Annotated in this window: 18 protein-coding genes; 4 read left to right on the top strand and 14 right to left on the bottom strand. The window is 72.2% G+C overall.

The window, feature by feature from the left end; genetic code table 11:
• Positions 1-8 precede the first annotated feature (8 nt).
• The 8 genes from QSK21_RS20280 to QSK21_RS20315 form a co-directional block, all read right to left on the bottom strand.
• A complete protein-coding gene (locus QSK21_RS20280; protein WP_285697956.1) occupies positions 9-764 on the bottom strand; it encodes an SDR family NAD(P)-dependent oxidoreductase in 756 nt (251 codons plus the stop codon).
• Positions 761-2758 (bottom strand): alpha-ketoacid dehydrogenase subunit alpha/beta, encoded by a 1998-nt coding sequence (locus QSK21_RS20285; protein ID WP_285697957.1) that lies wholly within the window; start codon positions 2756-2758, stop codon positions 761-763. Before QSK21_RS20285 ends, QSK21_RS20280 begins: the two co-directional genes overlap by 4 nt.
• Positions 2755-4326 (bottom strand): AMP-binding protein, encoded by a 1572-nt coding sequence (locus tag QSK21_RS20290; RefSeq protein WP_285697958.1) that lies wholly within the window; start codon positions 4324-4326, stop codon positions 2755-2757. The genes QSK21_RS20285 and QSK21_RS20290 overlap by 4 nt, the downstream gene beginning before the upstream one ends.
• Positions 4327-4330: 4 nt before the next feature.
• Entirely contained in the window at positions 4331-5191 is an 861-nt protein-coding gene (locus QSK21_RS20295; RefSeq protein WP_285697959.1) for a mycofactocin-coupled SDR family oxidoreductase, read from the bottom strand.
• Positions 5184-7748 carry an ATP-binding cassette domain-containing protein gene (locus QSK21_RS20300; RefSeq protein WP_285697960.1) on the bottom strand — a complete coding sequence of 855 codons (2565 nt, stop codon included), beginning with the start codon at positions 7746-7748 and terminating at the stop codon, positions 5184-5186. Before QSK21_RS20300 ends, QSK21_RS20295 begins: the two co-directional genes overlap by 8 nt.
• A gap of 37 nt (positions 7749-7785) precedes the next feature.
• A complete protein-coding gene (locus tag QSK21_RS20305; protein WP_285697961.1) occupies positions 7786-9078 on the bottom strand; it encodes a substrate-binding domain-containing protein in 1293 nt (430 codons plus the stop codon).
• Positions 9079-9178: 100 nt separating this feature from the next.
• Entirely contained in the window at positions 9179-10228 is a 1050-nt protein-coding gene (locus QSK21_RS20310) for an ABC transporter permease (RefSeq protein ID WP_285697962.1), read from the bottom strand.
• A 38-nt stretch (positions 10229-10266) separates the two neighbouring features.
• Positions 10267-11220, bottom strand: a complete 954-nt coding sequence (locus QSK21_RS20315) for an alpha/beta hydrolase (protein WP_285697965.1) — start codon at positions 11218-11220, stop codon at positions 10267-10269.
• Between the two features lie 203 nt (positions 11221-11423).
• Here QSK21_RS20315 and QSK21_RS20320 point away from each other — a divergent pair, with 203 nt between their 5' ends.
• Positions 11424-12392, top strand: coding sequence for an NAD(+)/NADH kinase (locus tag QSK21_RS20320; protein WP_285697966.1), 969 nt, complete (start codon positions 11424-11426; stop codon positions 12390-12392).
• Positions 12393-12439: 47 nt separating this feature from the next.
• Here QSK21_RS20320 and QSK21_RS20325 read toward each other — a convergent pair whose 3' ends face one another.
• Positions 12440-13954: a cytochrome P450 gene (locus QSK21_RS20325; protein ID WP_285697967.1), complete on the bottom strand. Its 1515-nt coding sequence runs from the start codon at positions 13952-13954 to the stop codon at positions 12440-12442.
• Here QSK21_RS20325 and QSK21_RS20330 point away from each other — a divergent pair.
• Positions 13953-14705: an SAM-dependent methyltransferase gene (locus tag QSK21_RS20330; protein ID WP_285697968.1), complete on the top strand. Its 753-nt coding sequence runs from the start codon at positions 13953-13955 to the stop codon at positions 14703-14705. The two genes, QSK21_RS20325 and QSK21_RS20330, sit on opposite strands and share 2 nt — an antisense overlap.
• 42 nt (positions 14706-14747) lie before the next feature.
• Here QSK21_RS20330 and QSK21_RS20335 read toward each other — a convergent pair whose 3' ends face one another.
• Both QSK21_RS20335 and QSK21_RS20340 read right to left on the bottom strand, forming a co-directional pair.
• Positions 14748-15962: a flavin-dependent oxidoreductase gene (locus QSK21_RS20335; protein WP_285697969.1), complete on the bottom strand. Its 1215-nt coding sequence runs from the start codon at positions 15960-15962 to the stop codon at positions 14748-14750.
• Positions 15959-16084: a hypothetical protein gene (locus QSK21_RS20340; RefSeq protein ID WP_285697970.1), complete on the bottom strand. Its 126-nt coding sequence runs from the start codon at positions 16082-16084 to the stop codon at positions 15959-15961. The genes QSK21_RS20335 and QSK21_RS20340 overlap by 4 nt, the downstream gene beginning before the upstream one ends.
• 475 nt (positions 16085-16559) lie before the next feature.
• Between QSK21_RS20340 and QSK21_RS20345 the strand changes: the two genes are divergently transcribed.
• Positions 16560-18185 (top strand): serine/threonine-protein kinase, encoded by a 1626-nt coding sequence (locus tag QSK21_RS20345; protein ID WP_285697971.1) that lies wholly within the window; start codon positions 16560-16562, stop codon positions 18183-18185.
• A 15-nt stretch (positions 18186-18200) separates the two neighbouring features.
• On the opposite strand, the gene QSK21_RS20350 is transcribed toward QSK21_RS20345, so the two are convergent.
• The 3 genes from QSK21_RS20350 to QSK21_RS20360 form a co-directional block, all read right to left on the bottom strand.
• Positions 18201-18662: a PepSY domain-containing protein gene (locus tag QSK21_RS20350; RefSeq protein WP_285697972.1), complete on the bottom strand. Its 462-nt coding sequence runs from the start codon at positions 18660-18662 to the stop codon at positions 18201-18203.
• Positions 18663-18749: 87 nt separating this feature from the next.
• Positions 18750-20021, bottom strand: a complete 1272-nt coding sequence (locus tag QSK21_RS20355; protein ID WP_285697973.1) for a sensor histidine kinase — start codon at positions 20019-20021, stop codon at positions 18750-18752.
• On the bottom strand, positions 20018-20704 hold the full coding sequence (locus QSK21_RS20360; protein WP_285697974.1) for a response regulator transcription factor: 687 nt from the start codon (positions 20702-20704) through the stop codon (positions 20018-20020). The genes QSK21_RS20355 and QSK21_RS20360 overlap by 4 nt, the downstream gene beginning before the upstream one ends.
• A 100-nt stretch (positions 20705-20804) precedes the next feature.
• Here QSK21_RS20360 and QSK21_RS20365 point away from each other — a divergent pair, with 100 nt between their 5' ends.
• Positions 20805-21317, top strand: coding sequence for a hypothetical protein (locus QSK21_RS20365; protein ID WP_285697975.1), 513 nt, complete (start codon positions 20805-20807; stop codon positions 21315-21317).
• Positions 21318-21477 lie beyond the last annotated feature (160 nt).

Consider the following 21477-nt stretch of genomic DNA (forward strand, 5'->3'; position numbering starts at 1 on the left):
GGCGGGCGTCATGGCAAAACCCATCCGCCGTCCACGGTGAAGGCGGCTCCGTGGATAAAGTCGGCGTCGTCGCTCGCCAGGAAGAGCGCCATATGCGCGATCTCCTCCGGCCGTCCCCACCGGCCCGCGGGCGTGTTCGCGACGGCCTCGTCGACGTGCGGGTTCCGGCCCTCGGGGGTGAGCAGGTGCCCGGTCATCCCGGTGTGGATCGCACCGGGGCAGATGGCGTTCACGCGGATGCCCTGCTTGCCGTAGTCGAACGCGAGCTGCCTGGTGAAGCCCAGCAGCGCGTGCTTGGACGACGTGTACGCCGCGCCGCCGCCGCCCGCCACGAACGAGGAGATCGAGGCTGTGTTGATGATGACGCCCTTCTTTTGCGCGAGCATCGGCGTGAGGACGGCCCGGGAGAACAGGAACGGCCCGGTGATGTTGATCGCCATCGTCCGGTTCCACAGTTCGTCGGACGTGTCGAGCGCCGGGGTGTAGTCGTCGAGGACACCGGCGTTGTTGCAGAGGATGTCGACGCGGCCGAACAGTTCGAGCGTCCGGGCGACGACGCGCTCGACGTCCGCCCGCACGGACACGTCGGCGGTCTCGGCGACGCTGCGTCCGTCGCCGAGCCGCTCGACGGTCTCCCGCACGGGGTCGGCGCGCACGTCGACGGCGACGACGGTCGCGCCGTTCTCGCTGAACTCCTGGGCCATGGCCCGGCCCATGCCGGAACCGGCCCCGGTGATGATCGCGACGCGCTTGTCCAGCTTCATCCTGATCTCCTTCGTGGGTAGGGGTCCGACATCAGCCACCGCGCGGCGGCGGCGATGCCGGTCTCGTCGGGGATCCACGCCCGTTCGAGGCTCGGGGCGTACGGCGTCGGCGCGGTCGGGGCGCCGACCCGTGCGACGGGTGCGTCCAGGGACCAGAAGCCCTCGTTCACGGCCAGGGCCGCCAGCTCGGCGCCCACGCCGAACTCGGTGACCGCCTCGTGCGCGATCAGCAGCCGGTTGGTGCGCCCGAGGGACTCCAGCACCGTGCGCCGGTCGAGCGGGGCGATCGTGCGCAGGTCGATGACCTCGGCGTCGATGCCCTCCGCCGCCAGCGTCTCCGCGGCGTCGAGCGCGAGCCGCGCCATCCGGGACCACGAGACGATCGTCAGGTCGGTGCCCGCGCGGGTGATGCGGGCCCTGCCAAGGGGAACGCGGTGGTCCGGCGCGGGCATCGCCGCCTTGCGCTCGTACAGCAGCCGGTTCTCGATGAAGATCACCGGGTTGTCGTCGTCGATGGCGGTGCGGAGCAGGCCGTACGCGTCCTCCGGCGTGCTGGGCATCACCACGGTCAGTCCGGGGATGTGCGCGAGCAACGCTTCGAGGCTCTGCGAATGCTGGCTGCCCGAGGAGCGTCCCGACCCGAACTGGGTGCGCACGACCATCGGCACCGTGACCGCCCCGCCGGTCATGAACCGCAGCTTGGCGGCCTGGTTCATGAGCTGGTCCAGGCAGGTGCCGAGGAAGTCCAGGTACATGAGCTCCACGACCGGCCGCAGCCCGGCCATCGCCGCGCCCACGCCGAGCCCCATGATCGCCGTCTCGGAGATCGGGGTGTCCAGGACGCGGCCGGGGAACTCCTGCGCGAGCCCGCGGGTCAGCCCGAAGACGTTGCCCCCGCCGACGTCGATGCCCGCGAGGAACACCCTCGGGTCGTCCGCGAGCGCGTCGCGCATCGCCTGGCGGAGGATCCGCGAGGTGGACACCGGCTTGGCGGCGTCGGCCGGTCGTGCCCCGAGGGTGGCCGGCGGCCGTTCCGCGACATCGGGGCGCGGGCTGGCCACGTAGTCGAGGACGGTCGCGGGATCGGGCTCGTCCGAGTCGGCCGCGAACCTCTCCGCCTCGGCGACCTGCCGGGCGACCTCGTCCTCGACCAGGTCCAGCTCACCGGCGGGCACGCCCAGCTCGGCGAGGCGCGCGCGGGTCCGCCGCAGCGGGTCTTCGGGCGCGTCGTCGGGGTCGTCCCCCGCGCGGTACCTCTGCTGGTCCCCCTCGTAGTGCCCACGCACGCGCAGCGTCACCGCCTCGACGAGCCGCGGACCCCCGCCCGCGCGCACCTCGTCGAACACCTCGGCCATCGCCGCCTCCACGGCCTCGACGTCGTTCCCGTCGACGGCGCGGAACGGCAGGCCGTAGCCCGCGGCCCGGGAGGACAGCGGGACGGCGTGCTGGTCGCTCGTCCGGGAGAACTCCGAGAAGCCGTTGTTCTCGCAGACGAAGACGATCGGCAGGCGCCAGAGCGCGGCGAGGTTGACCGACTCGTGGAACGCGCCGGTGGCCACGGCGCCGTCGCCGAAGAACGCGATCGCGAGGGCGTCGGAGTCCCGTACGCGCAGAGCGTGGGCGGCCCCGGTGGCGATCGGCAGGCCGGCCCCCACGATGCCGTTGGCGCCGAAGATGCCCAGCGCCGGGTCGGCGACGTGCATGGAGCCGCCGCGGCCACGGCAGGCGCCGGTCGCCTTGCCGGTCAGCTCGGCGAACATGCCGGCCGGGTCGAGTCCCTTGGCGAGCACGTGCCCGTGACCGCGGTGCGTGGACGTGATGATGTCGTCGGGGCGGGCGCGGAACAGCGTGCCGACGGCGACCGCCTCCTGGCCGACGGACAGGTGCACGAATCCGGGGATGGCGCCCTGGCCGTAGAGCACCGCGATCCGCTCCTCCATCTTGCGGATGAGCAGCATCCGCCGGAACGCGGTGAGCAGGTCGTCACGGTTCACCGGCGTTCGCCCCGGCCCTCGGCGAGCTCGCGGACCGCCCTCTCCCGCAGCCGGAACTTCTGGATCTTCCCGCTCTCGGTCCGCGGCAGCCGGTCGGTCACCAGCAGGTACTCCGGCAGCTTGTGCTTGGCGATGTCGTGCTCCAGCAGGAACCCGCCGAGCTCGCGCAGCGTCGGCGGTGACGCGTCCTCGCGGGTGACGACGAACGCGCAGGCCCGTTCGCCCAGGGTGTCGTCCGGCACGCCGACGATGGCGACGTCCGCGACCGCGGGATGCTCCAGCAGGTAGTCCTCGACCTCCTTGACGCTGATGTTCTCGCCGCCGCGCACGACGATGTCCTTCACCCGGCCCGCGATCGTGATCCCGCCGTCGGGAGAGATCGTCGCCAGGTCACCGGTGCGGAACCAGCCGTCGGCCGTGAAGGACTCGGCGGTGTGCCGGGCGTCGAGATACCCCAGGCACAGCTCGGGGCCGCGCACCTCCAATTCCCCGACGCCGTTCACCGGATCGGCGAGGCGGGCCTGGGAGGACCCGGTGAGCCGCCCGTCGGTGTCCGCGCGGATGCGTTCCGGGTCGTCGGGTCCGCCGCAGGTCACGGTCGGCATCTCGGTCAGCCCGTAGGCGCGGACCACGACCGCGTCGAGCACCTCGGTGGCCCGCCGTACCAGGTTGGGCGGGACGTCGGCGCCGCCGCAGACGAACCCGGTCAGCGCCGAGGTCGTGCCGCGCCGGGCGTACTCGTCGCAGAGCCCGCGCAGGAACGGCGTCGCGCCGACGCTGAACGTGCAGGCGTTGGCCTCGACGATGTCCACCCCGGCCGCCGCGTCCCACTCCGCCTGGAGCACGACCGAGCCGCCGACCAGCAGGGGCATCATCACCCCGTACACCAGTCCGGTGATGTGACCGACCGGGGACGGCATGTAGACCCGGTCGCCGTCGAGCCGGAACAGCCGCGCGATCGACCAGGCGTCGCTGAGCAGCGTCCGGTGGCTGTGCAGCACGCCCTTCGGGACGCCGGTCGTGCCGGAGGTGAACATCAGCACGCACACGTCGTCGAGACCGGCGTCGAGCTCCGGCTCGGACGCGGACACCTCGTCCTCGGCGGCCTCCGGGTCCCGTACGGTCAGGACCGGGACGTCCCGCCCGGCCCGCGCGGTCGCGGCACGGATCATCTCCGGGTGGCGGGTGTTCCGGTAGCGGGCCGGTGCCACGAAGGCGGCGATGTCGCAGGCCGCGAGGATCCGCTCCAGCTCGGCCGCCCGGAAGTTCACCGGCACCGGGCACACCACGGCGCCCATCCCCCACAGCGCGTGGGCCGTCGCGACCGCCTCCCACCAGTTCGGAAGCTGGACGCCGACGACGTCGCCGCGCCGGACCCCCGCCGCCCGCAGCCGGGCCTGCTGGACGGCGACCGCCGACAGCAGCGCGCCGGAGTCCAGGCGTGTGGCGCCGTCCACCACCTGCGTGCGCGCGTCGGCCAGGGCGGCCGCGAGAACGGCGGGGGTGGCGGCGGTGATCTCCTCCGCTTCGGGATGGCGCGTCGTGGGCGCCCAGGTGCCGGTGAGCATGCGGTCAGACCTCGCGGACCGGGTTCGGGTTGCTGCCGGGGAGCACCGCGTGGCCGCCGTCGACGGGCAGGGCGACGCCGGTGATGTCGCGGGCGTCGTCGGAGGCGAGGAACACCACCGAGCCGCTGATGCTGCTCGGCGCCAGCAGTCCGCGCCCGGCGATCGCGGACCAGCCGTACGCGTTGTCCCGCCGGTCCTGCGGCGTGCCGCCCGGCCCGCCCGCCATCATGTCGTAGGCGCCCTGCCAGTCGTTCATCTTGGTGTCCACGATCCCCGGGCAGACCGCGTTGCACCGGATGTTGTACGGCCCCAGCTCGATGGCCGCGTTGCGCATCAGCCCGAGCACGCCGTGCTTGGCCGCCACGTAGTGGGTCATGCCGGCGCCGGCCTCGAAGCCGTTGACCGACGAGGTCAGCACGATCGAACCGCGCTTCTGCTCGATCATGGTCGGGACGACGGCCTTGACCGAGCGCCATGCCCCGGTCAGGTTGATGTCGAGCATCTCCTGCCACTGCTCGTCGGTGAGCTCCCAGAGCCGGCCGAGCGCCCAGATCCCGGCGTTGGCGATCAGGATGTCGATGCGCCCGAACTCGGCCACGCCGCGGCGGACCACGTCGTCCAGGCCGCCGCCGTCGCGGACGTCGCACTCGGCCGCGATCACCCGCCGGCCGAGGCCCTCGATCTCCTTCGCGGTGGCGTCGAGATCGGCGCGCGTCGCCAGCGGGTACGGGGCGGTGTCCACGTCCCGGCACAGGTCGATCGCGATGATGTCCGCGCCGGCCGCGGCGAGGGCGAGGGCGTGCGAGCGGCCCTGGCCGCGAGCCGCACCGGTGACGAATGCCACTTGTCCGGTCAGATCAGGCATGCTTCCTACGCTCCTTCGAGATCAGCAGGCCGAGGCCGCCGAAGACCGACGGGGGCCGTACCGCGCTGACGGTCAACGCGACGATGGTGAGCACGCCGACGGCGATCAGATAGCCGCCCGTCGGCAGGTCGACGAAGGGAATGAAGTTCTGGACCTCGGCGACGAAGACCGCGCCGAGCACACAGCCGATGGCCGAGCCGCGGCCGCCGGTCAGCAGCGCGCCGCCGATCACCGGCACGGCGATGGACAGCAGCAGGTAGCCGGACCCGGAGTTCGGGTCGCCGATCCCCGTCTGCGCCGCGAGCGCCACCGAGCCGAGGCCGGCGATCGCCCCGCCGACGACGAACGCCGCGGCCCGGAAGAACGGGGTGCGCACGCCGAGCTGCGACGCCCGCGCCTCGGAGTACCCGACCGCCCGCGACCGCAGCCCGGCCCGCGTGCCGTTGACCCAGACGTCGAACGCGATCGCCAGCACGACCGCGACCAGGAAGAGGCTCGGGATGTACGCGATCCCCTGCCCCAGCAGCGTGGCCAGCTCGTTGTTGATGAGGCCCTCGGGCTCGGGACGCAGGATCCGCCCGACGCCCAGGAAGATGCCGAGCGTGGCGATCGTGGCGATCACCGCTGTGATGCGCAGCCTGACCACCAGGACGGCGTTCACGGCCCCGAGCAGGGCCCCGGCGGCGACCGCGAGTCCGATCAGCAGCGGCGGCGACAGCTCGGGGAAGAACGAGAGCAGGACGACGATCAGGCCCATCGTCGAGCCGATCGAGGCGTCGATCTCGCCGACCAGCAGCACCGGGAGCTGCGCCAGCGCGGCGAGCACCAGCGGCAGGCTGAGCTGGAGGATCGTGCTGAGGTTGCCGATCGTCCCGAAGTTGCTGTCGCGGTACGCCCCGTACACCCACAGCCCGGCGAGCAGCATGCCGAGCAGGACGAACGTCGCCGGGGTCAGCGTGGACCGGCGGCCGGGCCGCCGGGCGCGGCCGGCCGTCCGCTCCTCCCGGTGCCGCCGCTCCTCCTGCTGCTCCTTCGCCGTGCTGAAGGCGTGGACGATCGCCTCCTCCGTCACCTCCTCGCCGGACAGCTCGGCCACGCTGCGGCCACGGGCCAGGACGACCACCCGGTCCGCCAGCAGCCGCAGCTCACCGGCGTCGCTGGAGGTGAAGACCACCGCCGTGCCCTGCTCGGCGACCGCGACGAGGGAACGGTAGATCTCGAACCTCGACCGGACGTCGACGCCCTCGGTGGGCTCCTCGATCAGCAGCACCTTCGGCTCGCGGGCCACGGCCCGGCCGACGGCCACCTTCTGCTGGTTGCCGCCGGAGAGCGTCCCCACCGGCTGCTCGATCGAGCCGCGAGCCAGGTCGTAGGCGTCGGCGAGCTCGGTGGCACGGGCGACCTCGCGCCGCCGCGGCAGCCATCGCCACCAGCCCCCGGACGACGCGCCGAGCGCCAGCGTGTAGTTCTCCCGGATCGACAGCAGGCCGGAGAGCGACTCGTCGCGGCGGTCCGAACTGACGAAGACCGCCCCGACGTCGACCGCGGCCTCGGCCCGGCGCAGCGGCACGCCGTCGACGACGACCGTGCCCCCGTCCAGGCCGTCCCCCGCCAGCGCGCGGATCAGCTCCCCCTGGCCGTTGCCCGCCGCGCCCCCGATGCCGACGATCTCCCCGCGCCGCACGCTGAGGTCGATCGGGCCGCAGGACGCCGCCCGCAGGCCCTTGCCGGCGAGGACGACCGGCGCGTCGGGACCGCCGGTGGCGGCCCGCCGGGTGAACGCGGCCACCTCCCGCCCGGCCATGTGCCGGACCAGTTCCTCGGTGCTCGCCCCCGCGGTGGGCAGCTCGGCCACGAGCACGCCGTCGCGCAGGATCGCGATGTCCGACGTGACGGCGAGGACCTCGTGCAGCCGGTGGGTCACGAAGATGACGCAGGCGCCGCGCGCCGCCGCCGCACGCATGCTGTCCAGGACCCAGGCGACACCGGTCTCGTCCAGCGAGGACGTCGACTCGTCGAACAGGATCACATCGGTCCGCCGGGCCAGCACCGCCGCGATCTCCACCAGGCGTTTCTCGTTGTTCGGCAGGTCGCCGATGCGGCTCGCGGCGTCGATGCCGCCGAGCCCGGCCGCGTCGAGCACCGCCCGCTGCCAGGAGGCGCCGTCGGCGGCCGGCCGGTACTCGGGCTCGACGATGAGATCGAGGTTCTGCGCGACGGTGAGCTCGTCGATGAGCGAGCCGTCCTGGTAGACACAGGCGATCCGCACGCCGTCCGCCGCCTCGGTCAGCGGCGTGCCGTCGAACCGGACCATACCGGCGTCGGCGCGATGGATCCCGGCGACGATCTTCACGAACGTCGACTTGCCGGAACCGTTCTCGCCGATCAGGCCGTGCACGGCGCCGCGGGCGAACGTCGCCGACATCCCGTTGAGGGCGGTGGTGGAGCCGAAGGTCTTGGTGACCCCCTCGGCCACCAGGCCGCTTCCGTCGGACGGACCGTTCGCCGGCTCGATCGCGACGGCGCCCGGCCCGGTGTTGCGTCCGGTCGGCCTCATCCTTTGCACCTCCTGTCGATGTGCCGGGGGTGACGGCTCAGCCGGCGTTGAGGACGGTCTTGAGCAGGGAGTCCGGCATGAGCGTCGGGCCGGGGGCGTTCGCGGGCTGGTCGGGCAGGTAGTCGCCCTTCTTCGCGGTCACGAACGGCAGCGGGAACGTCAGCATCGGGGCGACCTTCTTGCCCGCCAGGTGGTTCATCAGCGCCGAGAGGGCGATGGCCCCCTCGAAGTTGATGCTGCTGGAGTAGGCGAGCTGCCACTCCGCCGGCGTGCCCAGGTCCTTCTCCCACATCTGGAGCAGCGAGTTGTCGGAGGTCCAGGTGACCTGTGCCGGAACCTTCAGCTTGGCCTTCTGGTAGGTCTGGACGATGTTGACGGTCTGCTTGGCGTAGTCGTAGAGCACCGCGTCGATCTTCTTGCCGGTCGAGATCAGCGCGGTGGTGGCCGACACGGCCCCGCTCTCGGTCCAGCTCGTGTTGGACCGGTTGACGACCTTGATGCCGGGGGCGTTCTGCTGGAACCACTTCTCCGCGCACGCCTGCCATCCGGCGCCCTGCGGGTTGCCGGGGGTTCCGGTGAAGAACGCGACGTTGCCGGAGTTCTTGAGCATCCTCGCCGTCGTCTGCGCCATCTGCTTGCCGTCGTCGCAGAAGTCGGAGGCGACCTGCGAGACGACCGCCTTGGTGGCGTCCTTGCCGGGGATGCCCCCGTAGGCCACGACCGGGATGCCCGCGTTGGTGGCCTGCTGGTACGCCGCGGTCATGGCCGGGCCGAAGTCGTCGTAGGTGACGATCCCGGTGACCTTCCGGGCGATCAGCGTCTTCAGGTTGGCCTGCATCGTCTGCAGGTTGCCGTCGGCCTGGAGGTAGATGACGGTGCCGATGTTGGGGTACGACGTGGCCTGGAGGGTGATCTGCGCGCGGGTGATGCGCCGCCACAGGTCCGAGCCGGCCCCGTCGAGGATCGCCAGGGTCAGCTTGCCGTCACCGATCTTGCAGGTCGGCTGGGACATGCAGCCCGCGGCCGTCTTGACCTGCGCCTCGGTGTAGTCGCGCCCGGCCTCGTTCAGTCCCTGAACGATCGTCGGGTCGAGCTGTTCGGCCTTGACGGCGTCGGTGAGGAACGCCTTCTTCAGGTTCTCGGCCTGCTTCTCGGGGGTGACGTTCAGCGGCGTCGGCGCGTACAGCGAGGCGTCGCCGCCGGACGAGCCGGAGGATCCGCTGTTGGTGGACGTGCAGCCGGTCAGGGCCGCCGTGGCGACGAGCGCGGTCGCGGTCAGGACGGCGGGAAGACGTAGTGGGTGGGTACGCGGAAATCGAGGGGTGACCACGGCATCCTCTTCTCTGAGTCTTCTCTGGGTGGTGGACGTGCCAGGGGTGGCGATCGGAGGGGAAGACTGACGGAGAGCCGTCCAGGTGGCCGACCGGTGGTCAGGCGGCCTGCGCGGCCTCCGCGTCGGCGGTGCCACCGGTGCGCCTGCGGCGTAGCAGCCGGACCGCGCCGAGCCCGGTGGCCAGCATGGCGAGGATGAGCACGGCACCCTGGATGACCCCTTGGGTGCCGGGTGCGGCACCGGTTGCCGCGACGTCCTGGTTGATGAAGATGAGGAAGACCGCACCGGCGAGGGTCGCCGCCGGGTGCAGCCGGCCACCGCTGAGGGCGGCGCCCCCGATGACGACGACCACGATGGTGGACAACTGGTAGGCGTCGCCGAGCGTGGGCGTCGACGTGCCGATGCTCCCGACGAGCAGGACACCGCCGACGCTGTAGAGCAGCGACGCGAGCACGTAGGTCGCGGCGCGGTAGCGGCGTACGGCGATGCCCTGGTAGCGGGCGGCGCGCGGGCCGGTGCTGGCGGCGGTCAGCCGCCGGCCGACGGCCGTGTAGCTGAGGATGAGGCTGGTCAGCGCGACCAGGATGACGGACGCGACGAGGATGAGGCTGATGCCGCCGCTGAGCAGGTGGCCCGTGAACTCGTTCCATTCCTCCGGCACCGCGAGGCGGTTCACGCCGTCGCTGTACCAGATGCTGGCGAGGCCGGCCATGACCTGCCCGGTCGCGAGGGTGGCGACCAGCGGGCTCAGGCCGACGTACTCGACGAGGACGCCGTTGGCGACGCCGCAGAGCAGGCCCGCCCCGACCGCGTACGCGATGGCGACCGGGATGGACGTGCCGTCGCCCGCGCTCTTCATGACCAGGACGATGCCGGCGACGGTGACGACCGACGACACGCTGAGGTCGATGCCGCCGGTGCCGATCACCAGCGACTGGCCGAGCGAGGCGACGATCAGCACTCCGAGCAGGGGGGTCATCGTCGCCAGGCCGCCGTAGCTGATGCTGCTCGGGAACAGCGCCGCGCTGGCCGCGAGCATCAGCAGGGCGACCGCCCAGGGCAGCGCGACCGGAGCGCCGCGCCACCGAAGGTCCACCCAGGTCTGCCGGGCCGGACCGAATGTCGGACCGGGCGTCTGACCGGGCATGCCTCCCTCCTCTCTCTTCGTGTTCGCCCGCCGGCCGGTCAGGCGTACTTGACGATCTGGTTGGCGACCGTCGGCAGTTCCTTGAGGTGGCGGTCGAACCAGGAGCCGGCCGCGCGGGCGGCGTAGTCCAGGGCCGTGACGTTGCTGTAGAGCGTCATGTGGTCGGTGGCGGGAAGGACCACCAGTTCCTTGCGGGAGCTCGGGATGGCGTCGTACGCCGCGATCTCCTGGTCCCACATGGTGATGTCGTCCTGGTCTGCGACGATCATCATGACGGGCTTGTCGAGCAGCCTCGGCGCGTACGGCGCGGCGTTGTACTCCATCAGCCGTTCGAGCGAGGCGATCGTGTTGCGGTGCTCGTGCCGCGGCGCCTGGGTCGCCTTGAGCTCGTTGAAGACCGCGAGCACGTCGTCGTCGGGCCACACCGAGAACCGGTCGTCGGGCCCGGCGGGCACGCCGGACATCGCCATGTAGCCGTACTCGCCGGTCTCGGTCCGCTTGGCGCGGTCCTCGGCGACGAACGCCTTCAGCTTGCGGAACCTGTCGGTCCCGTGCATCCGCCACATGGTCTCGTAGCCGTCGATGACCGGGACGTTGGAGACCACGGCCTTAACGCGCGGGTCGGTGGCGCCGACGATCAGCACGTGGCCGCCGCTGTACGAGATGCCCCAGATGCCGATCCGGTTCGCGTCGATCTCCGGCAGGCCGGCCGCGAACGTGATCGCGTTCTTGTAGTCCTCGATCTGGTCCCACGGATCGATGTGCTGGCGCGGCTCGCCGTCGCTGGCGCCCATCCGCCGGTAGTCGAAGATCAGGGCGGCGAATCCGCGACGGACGAACTCCGCGGCGTACTGCGGCTGGCGGAGCTCCTTGACGTAGCACCAGCCCCCGGCCATCACCACCACGGGGAACGGTCCCTCGCCCTCGGGCAACAGCAGGTCGCCGCGCACCGTCTCGCCTCCGCTGAGGAACTCGATCTCGCGCTGGGTCATCGTGGCCTCCGGAGTGTTTCGGCTGCGTAACTTCGGCAGGAGGGAACGTAATCCAGCTCACAAGCGGTGTCAAGCATTAGTTCACGTTCGGAACCAGGGATGTACACAGGAGCCCAAGAATCTCTTGACGGAGATCAATCAGAGCTGATCAGCTAGTGTGTACCGCCACTGCACATGCATGTCCGCGTCATAGGATGGGGGGCATGCGGTCCGGGTCGCGCATGAAGGCGATCGGTCTGGTGCTGCACCCGACCAAGCCGGTGGATCGGTCGATCGACACGATCCTGGAGGGCGCGCGCGGCCATCCCGTCCGGGTGCTGGCGCGCGAGCACGACCGGCATCGGGTGCCGTCCCAGGTCCAGCCCGTGCCCGACTCCACGTTCGTGGCCGAGGTGGACATCGTCATCGCGCTGGGCGGCGACGGCACGATGCTCGGCGCGATGCGGATGATGATCGAACGGCCCGTTCCGGTGCTCGGGGTCAACTACGGCGACCTCGGCTTCCTCGTCGAGGTGACACCGGAGGGGCTGCCGGCCGCGCTGGAGCGGCTCACCCGCGGTGACTTCACCCTTGAGCAGCACGCATGCCTGGAGGTGAACTCCGCGGGCGTGGATCCGGCGAGCCGGTTCGGGTTCAACGACGTGGTGCTGCGGCAGGGCGACGGCAAGGGCACCGTCTCGGTCGACCTGACCGTGGACGACCTGCGGTACGGCTACTACCGCGGCGACGCCGTCGTCATCTCCACGCCGACCGGCTCCACCGCCTACAACTACGCGGCCGGCGGCCCCGTCCTGTCCCCCTCCTCCGACGCGATCGTCATCACCCCGGTCGCGCCCATGTCCGGCATCAGCCGTCCGGTCGTGCTCGGCGTCCGGGACGAGGTCCGCTTCACCGCGGCGAGCGACGGCACGCCCATCGCGGTCGACATCGACGGCACCTCGGCCGGCGAACTCGTCCAGGGCCAGTGGCTGACCGCCGTGATCCGCCAGGACGCCGCGCAGGTCGTGCGGCTCTCGGCGAGCGAGCACGCGCAGCGCAGCCGGGTCCGGCTCAGCCTGCTCGACCTGCCGCTACGCCCCGACCAGCTACTCGAACTGATCCCTCCGGATCTGCGCCGCAACGCCGAGGCCGCCCTCAGCAGGAACACCGAGACCGCTCGCCGCTCCTCCTGAGCGTCCAGTGACGCTTCCGCCCGCGCGGGCTTGGCGCAGTTCGGGCATCAACCGATCGGCGCGGGTTCACGCGGTGTGAGGTTCATGGTGATGTCCTCGGCGGCCCACAACACGAAACGCTCAACCGGCGTGACGTTCTGGCCGGGCGAGAGATGGAATTCGAAGCGCTTCAGCAGGATGGCCAGAACGAGCTGCGCCTCGATCATCGCCAGGGCGGCGCCTTCGCAACTGCGCGGGCCAAGGCCGAAGGGAATGTACGCGAGCCGATGACGGCCGGCCGATGACCCATTGGTGAACCGATCGGGGTCGAAGACCTCCGGATCGGGCCAGTACTCGGGATTCATGTGCACGGCCCAGAACGGGTAGAAGATGACCGTTCCAGCGGGAACCGTGTAATCGCCCAAGCGCAGATCCTCGGTGGCCTCCCGCGCGCCGTACGGGCCGGGCGGGTACAGCCGCATCGTCTCCCGGAGCGCCGCGTCCAGATAGGCGAGCTCCTTCAGGTCGGCGTAGGCGGGCGCGGCGCGGTCACCGAGCACCCGGTCGACCTCGTCGGCGACGCGGCGGGCCACCTTCGGGTGCCGGGCCAGCAGGTACAGCGTCCAGGAGATCGCGACACCGGTGGTGTGGTGGGCGGCCAGCATGGTCATCAGGACGGTGTCCCTGATCCGCGCCGGGGACTCGCCCGACGCGGCCAGCGCGCCGATCAGGTCGCTGCGCTCGGCGTTCCCGCCACCGCGCCCACGGTGCGCGGCCAGTACCCGGTCGACGCATGAGCGCAGGTAGGCCAGGGACGACGCGGCGGGGTCGTCGTCGGCCCCGGGCGTGTACTGCTGTGCCAGATAGGCGGTCAGGACGTCCTCGAACGCCGACACCACCCGCCCGGCGTCCCCGGCCGACTCCAGCCCGCTGCCCAGCGCGTACTCACAGATCATGCGCAGCGACAGCTCGCTCAGGTCCTTCTGCAGCGCGACGGGTCCTTCCGCGGCGCGCCGCTCCCACTCGTCGGCCAGCTCGGTCGTCAGCTCGGTGAAGGCCGCGAAGTGGGCCTCGTGCGAAGGCCGCCCGGCGAGCACCGACAGCATCACCCGGCGCCACGGGCCGTGCTCCTCGGCCGGGATCGTCTGCAGGTTGCCCGACTCCTGCAAGGGCGCCAGGAACTCGAACAGTTTCTCCGGCCGTTTGTTGATCTGCGCGGTCGCCTCCAGCAGAACCGGATCGGCGATCGACACCGCCTCTTGACCACCGGGCAACGGCAGCCGTGCCACCGGCCCGTATTCGGCGTGCAGTTTCAGCTGGTAGTTGTGCAATCCTCCGGCCGCCATGATCGCCTCGGCGCCATCCTGGCCCGAGGGCGGACCGGGGATCTGCGATGGGGGAAGTGCGTCGCCTGCCATGAAGGGCTCCCGCGTCAGGTTCGTGGATCCGATGGTTCGCACGCGATCGCAATGGTTACATGGACCGGCAACGTTCGCGATACAGGAGACAGAGTCCGTCGCCATGGCAGACCCGCGGAAAACGATGGAAACCGTCGACCTGACGACGCCGAACGTCGCCCGCATGTACGACTTTCTCCTGGGTGGCAAGGACAACTTCGCCGCCGACCGGGAGGCCGTCGCCGATGTCGTCCGCCGTGCCCCCGACACGCCGTTCATGGCGCGCGAGAACCGCGCGTTCCTGCGGCGCGCGGTGCGGTTCCTGGCGGAGTCCGGCATCCGCCAGTTCATCGACATCGGATCGGGGCTGCCCACCCAGGGCAACGTGCACGAGACGGCCCACGAGGTGGCGCCGGACGCGCGGGTCGTGTACGTCGACGTGGAGCCGATCGTGCTGACCCACGGACGCGCGCTCCTGGCCGGCACACCCGGGGTGACGGTCATCCAGGGCGACGCGCGGCGTCCCGACGAGATCCTGGACGACCCCGGGTTGCGCGCGCTCATCGACCTCGACCAGCCGGTCGGCGTGCTGATGCTGGCGGTCCTGCACTTCATCGACGACCGCGACGACCCGCCCGGGATCGTGGCGCGCCTGCGCGACTCCATGGCGCCCGGCAGCCACCTGGTGGTCTCGCACGTGACCGCCGACTTCGACGCCGACAGCAGGGTCCGGGCCGCCGGCGCCGTCTACGACAACGCCACGTTCCAGATCACGCTGCGCGGCCGGGAGCAGGTCATGCGGCTGTTCGACGGCTTCGACCTGGTGGACCCGGGCCTGACCACCCTGTCCCTGTGGCGCCCGGACCCCGGTACGTCGCTCCCGCCCGAAGCGGACCGGCAGTGGTGCTACGCGGGTGTGGGCCGCAAGCCCGGCTGATTCTCCGTAGGTGGTCAGCGAGCGTCGGCCCGCGGCCGTCCCTCAGGGCTTGCGGCCGGTGGAGGCGTGGAGGTAGCTGGTGACGATGGCCTCCATCTCGCTTGGGTCGATCACGTCCTCGATCCGGTCGAAGCCGTCCGGGGCCCGGCGCTCGACCTCCTCGATGACCTGTTCCGGGCCGCCGAGCCGGTTGCGCAGGACGATCTGGGCGGTGGCGGGCAGCCGGTCGTGCTGGTAGGCCAGCAGGGCCTCGGCGGGGTCGTCGGACCGATCGGCCAGGTGGGCGCCCAGGTTCACCGCGTCCAGGATGGCCTGGCCCGCGCCGTTGGAGCCCATCGGGTACATGGGGTGCGCGGCGTCGCCCAGCAGGGTGACGCGGCCCCGCGTCCAGTAGGGCAGGGGGTCGCGGTCGCACATCGGGAACTCGAAGCGGTCCCGGGTGGACTCGATCATGGCGACATGGTCGAAGAGGTCCGGGGTGAAGCGCCCGACGTGCGCGGCCAGGTCGGCGGGGTCGGCCGGACGCGTCCACTCCTGCTCGCCGGGCGGCGGGTCGCCGGGACGGCCGGTCCTGACGCCGATGGCCCAGTTGGTCAGCCGGGTGTCCGGGGTCGTGCCCGCCGCGATCGGATAGACGACCAGTTTGGCGGTGTTGCCCCCGGCGATCACCATGGTCCGGCCCGTGCCGTACACGGGCCACTCGGTGGCGCCGCGCCACAACATCATGCCGCCCCAGCGCGGCGGCCCCTCACCGGGGAACAGGGCCGACCGGACCGTCGAGTGGATGCCGTCGGCACCGATCAGGACGTCCGCGCGTGCCTCCGAACCGTTCGCGAAATGGGCGGTGACGGCCCTGGCGTCCTGCTCGAAGCCGACCAGGCGGTGCCCGGTGCGCACCGCGTCCGCGCCCAGCCGTTCGACCACCGCGTGGTGCAGCAGGCCCTGCAACCGGCCGCGATGCACGCTGATCTGCGGGTGTGAGAACCCGGCCGCCAGGCCGCAGGGCCTGCGCATGATCTCCTGCCCCAGCCGGTGGGTGTAGACCAGCTCGCCGGTGCGCACCCCAGTCTCGTCCAGCCGGTCCAGCAGCCCCAGCGCGTCCAGCTCCGCGACCGCGAACGGCAACGCGTTGATCCCCACACCGAGCTCGCGGATCCGCTCGCCGCGCTCGTAGACCACACAGCCGATGCCCTCGGCGTGCAGGCGCAGCGCGGTGAACAGCCCGCCGATCCCGGCCCCTACGATCATCACCCTCATGGCTTCTCTCCCCGGACGGGTCGGCTCGCCGAGCCCTTGCCTACCAGCCGTGCGCCCACGAACACGATGGCCAGAACGGCCACACCGGCCAGACCGAGCAGCGACATGAGCAAGGTGGGCATCAACGACCGCCACGGTGGGCTTGCCCGCGTCATGAGCGGGCGGCGTCGCGTCGGGGACGGTCGTGGCCGCGGGATCCGCGTAACGGTAGGAGGCGCCCCCGCGCGACGGCACCGCTGGATTCCAGACGGGAAAGGACGTTCAGCCGCATCGACCCACCCCTAGGAAATGGCCACAGGTCACTACAGTGCGGTCGCCGCGGGGTTCGGTCGGTATCGAGCATCCCCCGATGGCCCGCATGAGCACAACCCCGGACCCGCACCACCCGCGCGGCCGGATCTTGCCGGATTCCGCCGTTCCGCGATCGTCGCGGGCCATTCGTCCCTACATTCGTCGGCAGGCGTGTGACGCGGCGGTCGGCGCGGCCCTCGACGCGGCCCTCGACGAGTGCGGCAACAGCCCGGTTCGCGCCCGCGGGACGCTCATTGCTCCCGCCGAGGTTCCGATCTGCCCGAAGTCTGGAGGAACAGGGCAGCAATGGAGATACCGGGCTACGAGCTCCTGGAGATGCTGGGCACCGGCGGGTTCGGCGCGGTGTACCGCGCCCGCCAGCTCGCCGTCCAGCGCGAGGTGGCGCTCAAGATCGACAGCAGGGTGCTGGCGTCCGAGCGCGACAGGCGCCGCTTCATGCGCGAGGTCACCGCCGCGGGCCGGCTGTCGGGGCATCCGCATGTCGTGGCCCTGTACGACGCGGGCGTGCTCACCGACGGCCGCCCGTACATGGTCCTCGACCTGTGCCCGAACGGTTCGCTGAACGACCGGCTCCGCGAGACCGGCCCGTTCCCGGCGGCGGAGGTCGCCGAGATCGGCGTGCACATCGCGGACGCGCTCGCCGCCGCCCATGCCTCGGGCGTCCTGCATCGTGACGTCAAGCCCGCGAACATCCTGGTCGACCGGTACGGCGGCGTGGCCCTGGCCGACTTCGGGCTGGCGGCGATGCCGCAACCCGGCCTGGAGTCGTCGGCGACCCGCGAGGCCCTCACCCCTGCCTACGCGCCGCCGGAGGCGTTCCGGCGCGCCGAGCCGGCCCCGGCCGGTGACGTGTACTCGCTCGCCGCCTCCCTTTACGCGCTCCTGTCGGGACGTCCCCCGCACTTCCCGCCGGACCGGAGACCGGGCATCGCCGAGCTGATGGCGGCGCAGGCACGGCCGGTCCCCGATGTGCCCGGCGTCCCGGCCCCGCTCATGGCGGTGCTGCGGCAGGCCATGGCCTTCGACCCGGCCGCCCGTACACCGTCCGCCGCGGCGCTGAGGGACGCCCTGGCGGCCCTCGATCCGCGGGCCTCGGCCGGCACCGGCCCCAGGTCCGTCCCGCTCGCCTCCCCGGGACTCCCGGCCGCGCCTCCGGCGCCCCCGCAGGTCTCGCCGCATCCGCCGTACGCCGCCCCGTCCACCGAACCCTCGTTCGCCCGCGCTGGGATGGCGGGACCCGGCTCCGGCCCGGCCCACGCGATCACGACCTCGCCGTCGCGCCCCCGGCAGGGCGACGCCCGTCCCGCGCTCTCGCGTGGCGTGCTGCTGGGCGCCGCCGCCCTGGTGACGGCCGGGATCGTGGGAGCCGGGGCGCTCATCGCCCTCTCACGGGGCGGCTCGGACGGCGACGACGGCACACCGCGACCCCAGGCGGGCGCGTCCACCGGCAAGCCGGGCGCCACGGCCACGGCGACCGGCCTGGGGGTGCCGGTCACCACGGCGAACTGCGCCGCCGCCAGGGTCGAGGGCGCCCAGGCCGCCTGCCCGCGAACCGCCGAGTGCTGGGGAGGCATGGTCTCGATCGGCGGCGACACCAGCGCCACCCGCCGCGACTGCCGGACCACCCACACCTGGGAGACGTTCGCGATAGCCGTCATGCCCAAGGACGGCGAGACATGGAACAACGCCGAACTGGAGCGGCATCCGACGGTCCGCGGGTTGTGCTCAAGGACCGTCCTGCTCGCCTCACGCTCGGCCGCCGGACGGCGCACGCCCTCCGGTGGCTGGACGGCGGGAGTGCTGCCGCCGTCCAAGTCCGCGTTCGAACGGGGCACCCGCGTCTACCGCTGCCTGGGCTCGCGGGGCCTCGACACCTTGCGCGGCGCGATGTTCGCCCCGCTCGACGGCTGAGCCGGCCATCGGGCGTCAGTCGTCGTCCCCGTCGTCATGGTCGTCATGGTCGCCGTCGCCGTGGTGCCCGTGGCCATGGCCCCGGGAATCGCGCTCGGTCCTGTGCCTGAGGACCTTGCCCGTCTGGGCGTCGATGTCGAGGTCGTGCTCGACGCCGCGCGCGATCACGTCGACGTCCCAGACGATGCGGCCGTATTCCCTCTCGCGTTCGATCGATTCGACGCGGCCATCGGGAACCGTCCGCAGGGCGATGCGCACCGCACCCGCCGGGTCGATCCTCGTCCGTGACGACGCCGGCGGAGGTGTGGACGGGGTCGGCGGAGCCGGCGACGCCAGCGGTACGGACGGGGCCAAGGCCGCCAACGTACGGTCGGGTGCTCCGGACGTCGCGCCCCCGCCGTCGTAGGCCAGCGCGATGCCGCCGCCGAGAACGATCGCCGCGCCCGCGGCCCCGGCGATCACTGTGGTCCTTCGCATCTGCGGATCTCCTTCTTCTGCCTGCGTGCCAGAAGGAGGGTGCCTTTGGTCCGTATAGGGCCGCGCTACCACATTGCTAAGACGGGGCTAAGGTCCGCCCAGGTCGAGCACCACCAGGGCGCCGCCCTGCTCGGAGCGGCCGATCGTCAGCCGCCCGCCCGAGCTCTCGGCGGCGCGCCTGGCGATGTCGAGGCCCAGTCCGGTGGACCCGGACCCGCTGGCCCCGCGTTCCAGCGGACGGGACGTGGCGAAGCCGGGTCCCTCGTCGCTGACGGTCAGCCGCGCGCCGCCCCCGGCCAGGGGTTCCAGGCACACGGTGAAGGCGGTCCCCTCGGGCGTGTGGGCGAAGACGTTGCCGAGCAGCGCGTCCACGCCCGCCGACAGGTCGTCGCGGTTGAGCGCCACCGGCAGGGGCGCCGGGGAGACCAGGGCGGTGAGGCGCCGGTCCTGGTCGTCGGCCAGGACCGTCCAGAACCGCACGCGTTCGGCCACCACCTCGCCCGCGTCACAACCGTCCGGGGCCGTCGCGCGGGCCGGGCGACGGGCGTCCGCGATGACCTGGGTCACCGCGCGCTCCAGCTCGTCCACCGTGGCGCCGACCCGGGCGGCCTCGTCCGGGTCGCTCAGATCCTCGATCTCCAGGCGCAGTGCGGTGAGCGGGGTGCGCAGCCGGTGCGAGAGGTCGGCGGCCGCCTCCCGCTCCTGGGCGAGCAGCTCGGTGATCCGCCCGGCGAGATGGTTGAGGGCGGCCGACACCTCGCGGAACTCGGCGGGCCCCTCGGGACGGGCCCGCGCGTCCAGCTCCCCGGCGGCCAGCCGGTGCGACACGGCGGCAAGGTCGTGCGTCGGCCGGATGAGCGATCTCGCCATCCGCCGCGCGACCGCCAGGCTCATCCCCAGCAGGACGACCCCCAGCCCGGCCAGGATCAGCCACGCCCGCGCCACTCCCCGGGTCAGCGCGGCGTCCGGCACGAACGCGCGGACCACCGCGGTGCCCTCCGGAAGGCCCTGCACCGCCACCAGGACCTCACGCCCGCCACGTGCCTGAGCCGTGATGCTGCCGCCCCGGGCGGCGAGGTCCACCGCGGGCGATCGGTCCGCGGGACGCCCCAGGACGTCACCGTCCGGAAGGAACACGGTGACCGGCCACTGGCCGGTGCCCGCTCGTTCGAGGGCGAGCGCCAGCGCGGGCCGGTCCAGCGTGGACACCAGCGCGGCCGCCGACTCGGCCGCGATCGTCGCCGAGCTCATCGCCCGGTCGGCCGCCACGGTCCGCACCAGCAGCGCCAGCGGCATCAGGAAGGCCAGCAGGACCAGCGAGGTCGTGGCCGCCACCAGCAGCGTCAGCCTGCGGCTCATCGGCCCGGATCGACGAGTTTGACGCCGACGCCGCGCACCGTGTGCAGGTAGCGCGGCTCCTGCGCGGTCTCGCCCAGCTTGCGGCGCAGCCAGGACAGGTGCACGTCGACGGTCTTGTCCGCCCTCCCGTACACCGTCCGCCACACCTCGGTGAGCAGCTCCCGCTTGGTGATCACCTCGCCGGGCCGCTGCGCCAGGTAGTGCAGGAGGTCGAACTCCTTCGGGCTGAGATCGAGCGGCACGCCGTCCAGCACCGCCTCACGCGAGCGCGGTTCCAGCCGGAGCCCGCCGACCACGAAGGCCGGATCGCCCGCCTCCTCCCGCCGGGAGCGCCGCAGCACCGCGCGGATGCGGGCGTCGAGCTGCGCCGCGCCGAACGGCTTGATCACATAGTCGTCGGCGCCCGCGTCCAGGGCCCGTACGATCTCCTGCTCGTCGTCGCGCGCCGTCGCCACGATCACCGGCACCCGGCTGACCGCGCGGAGCATGCGCAGCACCTCGCGGCCGTCGAGATCGGGCAGGCCGAGGTCGAGCACCACCACGTCGGGCCGGTCCTCGACGGCCTGGCTGAGCCCGCTCATCGCCGTGCGCGCCGAGGCGATCGCGTGCCCCTGCTCGCCCAGCGCACGCGCGAGATGTGTACGGATCTTGGGATCGTCCTCGATCAGCAGCACCTGTGCCACCTCTGCACGGTATCTCCGCGCGTGCGCCGTGGACCGCTTCGAGCGGGCCTTACCACCCGCTTAACCTGGCCTTAGGAACGGCTCGACGATGGTGGGGGACATGAGGCGACGCGTCCTGCTCGGTATCGCCGGCTGGCTGGCGGCGCTGGTGGCCGCGATCGGCGTCGGCCTCGCGGCCATCGGGGTGCTGGAGGACGGCATCACGGGCTCGGGGGTGCGGACGCTCGACCGCGACAGCGTCCGCCGGGAGCTGAGCAGCCCGGCCGCCCCCGCCGGCGACGCCCGGCCGTCCCCGGAGACCGGAGTGTCCCCTCCGTCCGCGGGGACCGGGCCGCCGCGGCGGGACGAGATCACCAGGGTGCTGTCCACCGAAGGCGGCACCGTCACCGCGGCCTGCGCCGGAGGGCTGGCGCGGCTCGTCGCGTGGAGCCCGCGGCAGGGCTTCGAGGCCGAGAAGGAGGTCCGGGGACCGGCGGCCGAGGCGGCCGTGACGTTCGAGTCCGACGACGCGGAGTACGACGTCACGGTGACCTGCGGGCCCGGTGGGCCGTCCGCCGGAACGGTCAAGGACGACGGCCACGGGCGCGGCCGCCGCGGCCGGGACGGCGACTGAGCGGTCCCGGGGCGCCCGTGTGGGTCACATGCTGGCGATGAGCTTGTCGACGCGTTCGTCCACCGAACGGAACGGGTCCTTGCACAACACCGTCCGCTGCGCCTGATCGTTCAACTTCAGATGCACCCAATCCACCGTGAAATCACGACGCTTCTCCTGC

Origin of the sequence: Actinomadura sp. NBRC 104412 (genome assembly GCF_030269515.1) — a bacterium.
In the GTDB taxonomy this organism is placed as follows: domain Bacteria; phylum Actinomycetota; class Actinomycetes; order Streptosporangiales; family Streptosporangiaceae; genus Spirillospora.

What these genes read in the sequence shown, in the direction of transcription:
- QSK21_RS20290 (WP_285697958.1), bottom strand. Translation starts at nt 4,326, where the DNA reads ATGCTCACCGGCACCTGGGCGCCCACGACGCGCCATCCCGAAGCGGAG.
- QSK21_RS20315 (WP_285697965.1), bottom strand. Translation starts at nt 11,220, where the DNA reads ATGACCCAGCGCGAGATCGAGTTCCTCAGCGGAGGCGAGACGGTGCGC.
- QSK21_RS20330 (WP_285697968.1), top strand. Translation starts at nt 13,953, where the DNA reads ATGTACGACTTTCTCCTGGGTGGCAAGGACAACTTCGCCGCCGACCGG.
- QSK21_RS20310 (WP_285697962.1), bottom strand. Translation starts at nt 10,228, where the DNA reads ATGCCCGGTCAGACGCCCGGTCCGACATTCGGTCCGGCCCGGCAGACC.
- QSK21_RS20355 (WP_285697973.1), bottom strand. Translation starts at nt 20,021, where the DNA reads ATGAGCCGCAGGCTGACGCTGCTGGTGGCGGCCACGACCTCGCTGGTC.
- QSK21_RS20340 (WP_285697970.1), bottom strand. Translation starts at nt 16,084, where the DNA reads ATGCCCACCTTGCTCATGTCGCTGCTCGGTCTGGCCGGTGTGGCCGTT.
- QSK21_RS20320 (WP_285697966.1), top strand. Translation starts at nt 11,424, where the DNA reads ATGCGGTCCGGGTCGCGCATGAAGGCGATCGGTCTGGTGCTGCACCCG.
- QSK21_RS20365 (WP_285697975.1), top strand. Translation starts at nt 20,805, where the DNA reads ATGAGGCGACGCGTCCTGCTCGGTATCGCCGGCTGGCTGGCGGCGCTG.
- QSK21_RS20325 (WP_285697967.1), bottom strand. Translation starts at nt 13,954, where the DNA reads ATGCGGGCGACGTTCGGCGTCGTCAGGTCGACGGTTTCCATCGTTTTC.
- QSK21_RS20350 (WP_285697972.1), bottom strand. Translation starts at nt 18,662, where the DNA reads ATGCGAAGGACCACAGTGATCGCCGGGGCCGCGGGCGCGGCGATCGTT.
- QSK21_RS20295 (WP_285697959.1), bottom strand. Translation starts at nt 5,191, where the DNA reads ATGCCTGATCTGACCGGACAAGTGGCATTCGTCACCGGTGCGGCTCGC.
- QSK21_RS20300 (WP_285697960.1), bottom strand. Translation starts at nt 7,748, where the DNA reads ATGAGGCCGACCGGACGCAACACCGGGCCGGGCGCCGTCGCGATCGAG.
- QSK21_RS20335 (WP_285697969.1), bottom strand. Translation starts at nt 15,962, where the DNA reads ATGAGGGTGATGATCGTAGGGGCCGGGATCGGCGGGCTGTTCACCGCG.
- QSK21_RS20345 (WP_285697971.1), top strand. Translation starts at nt 16,560, where the DNA reads ATGGAGATACCGGGCTACGAGCTCCTGGAGATGCTGGGCACCGGCGGG.
- QSK21_RS20280 (WP_285697956.1), bottom strand. Translation starts at nt 764, where the DNA reads ATGAAGCTGGACAAGCGCGTCGCGATCATCACCGGGGCCGGTTCCGGC.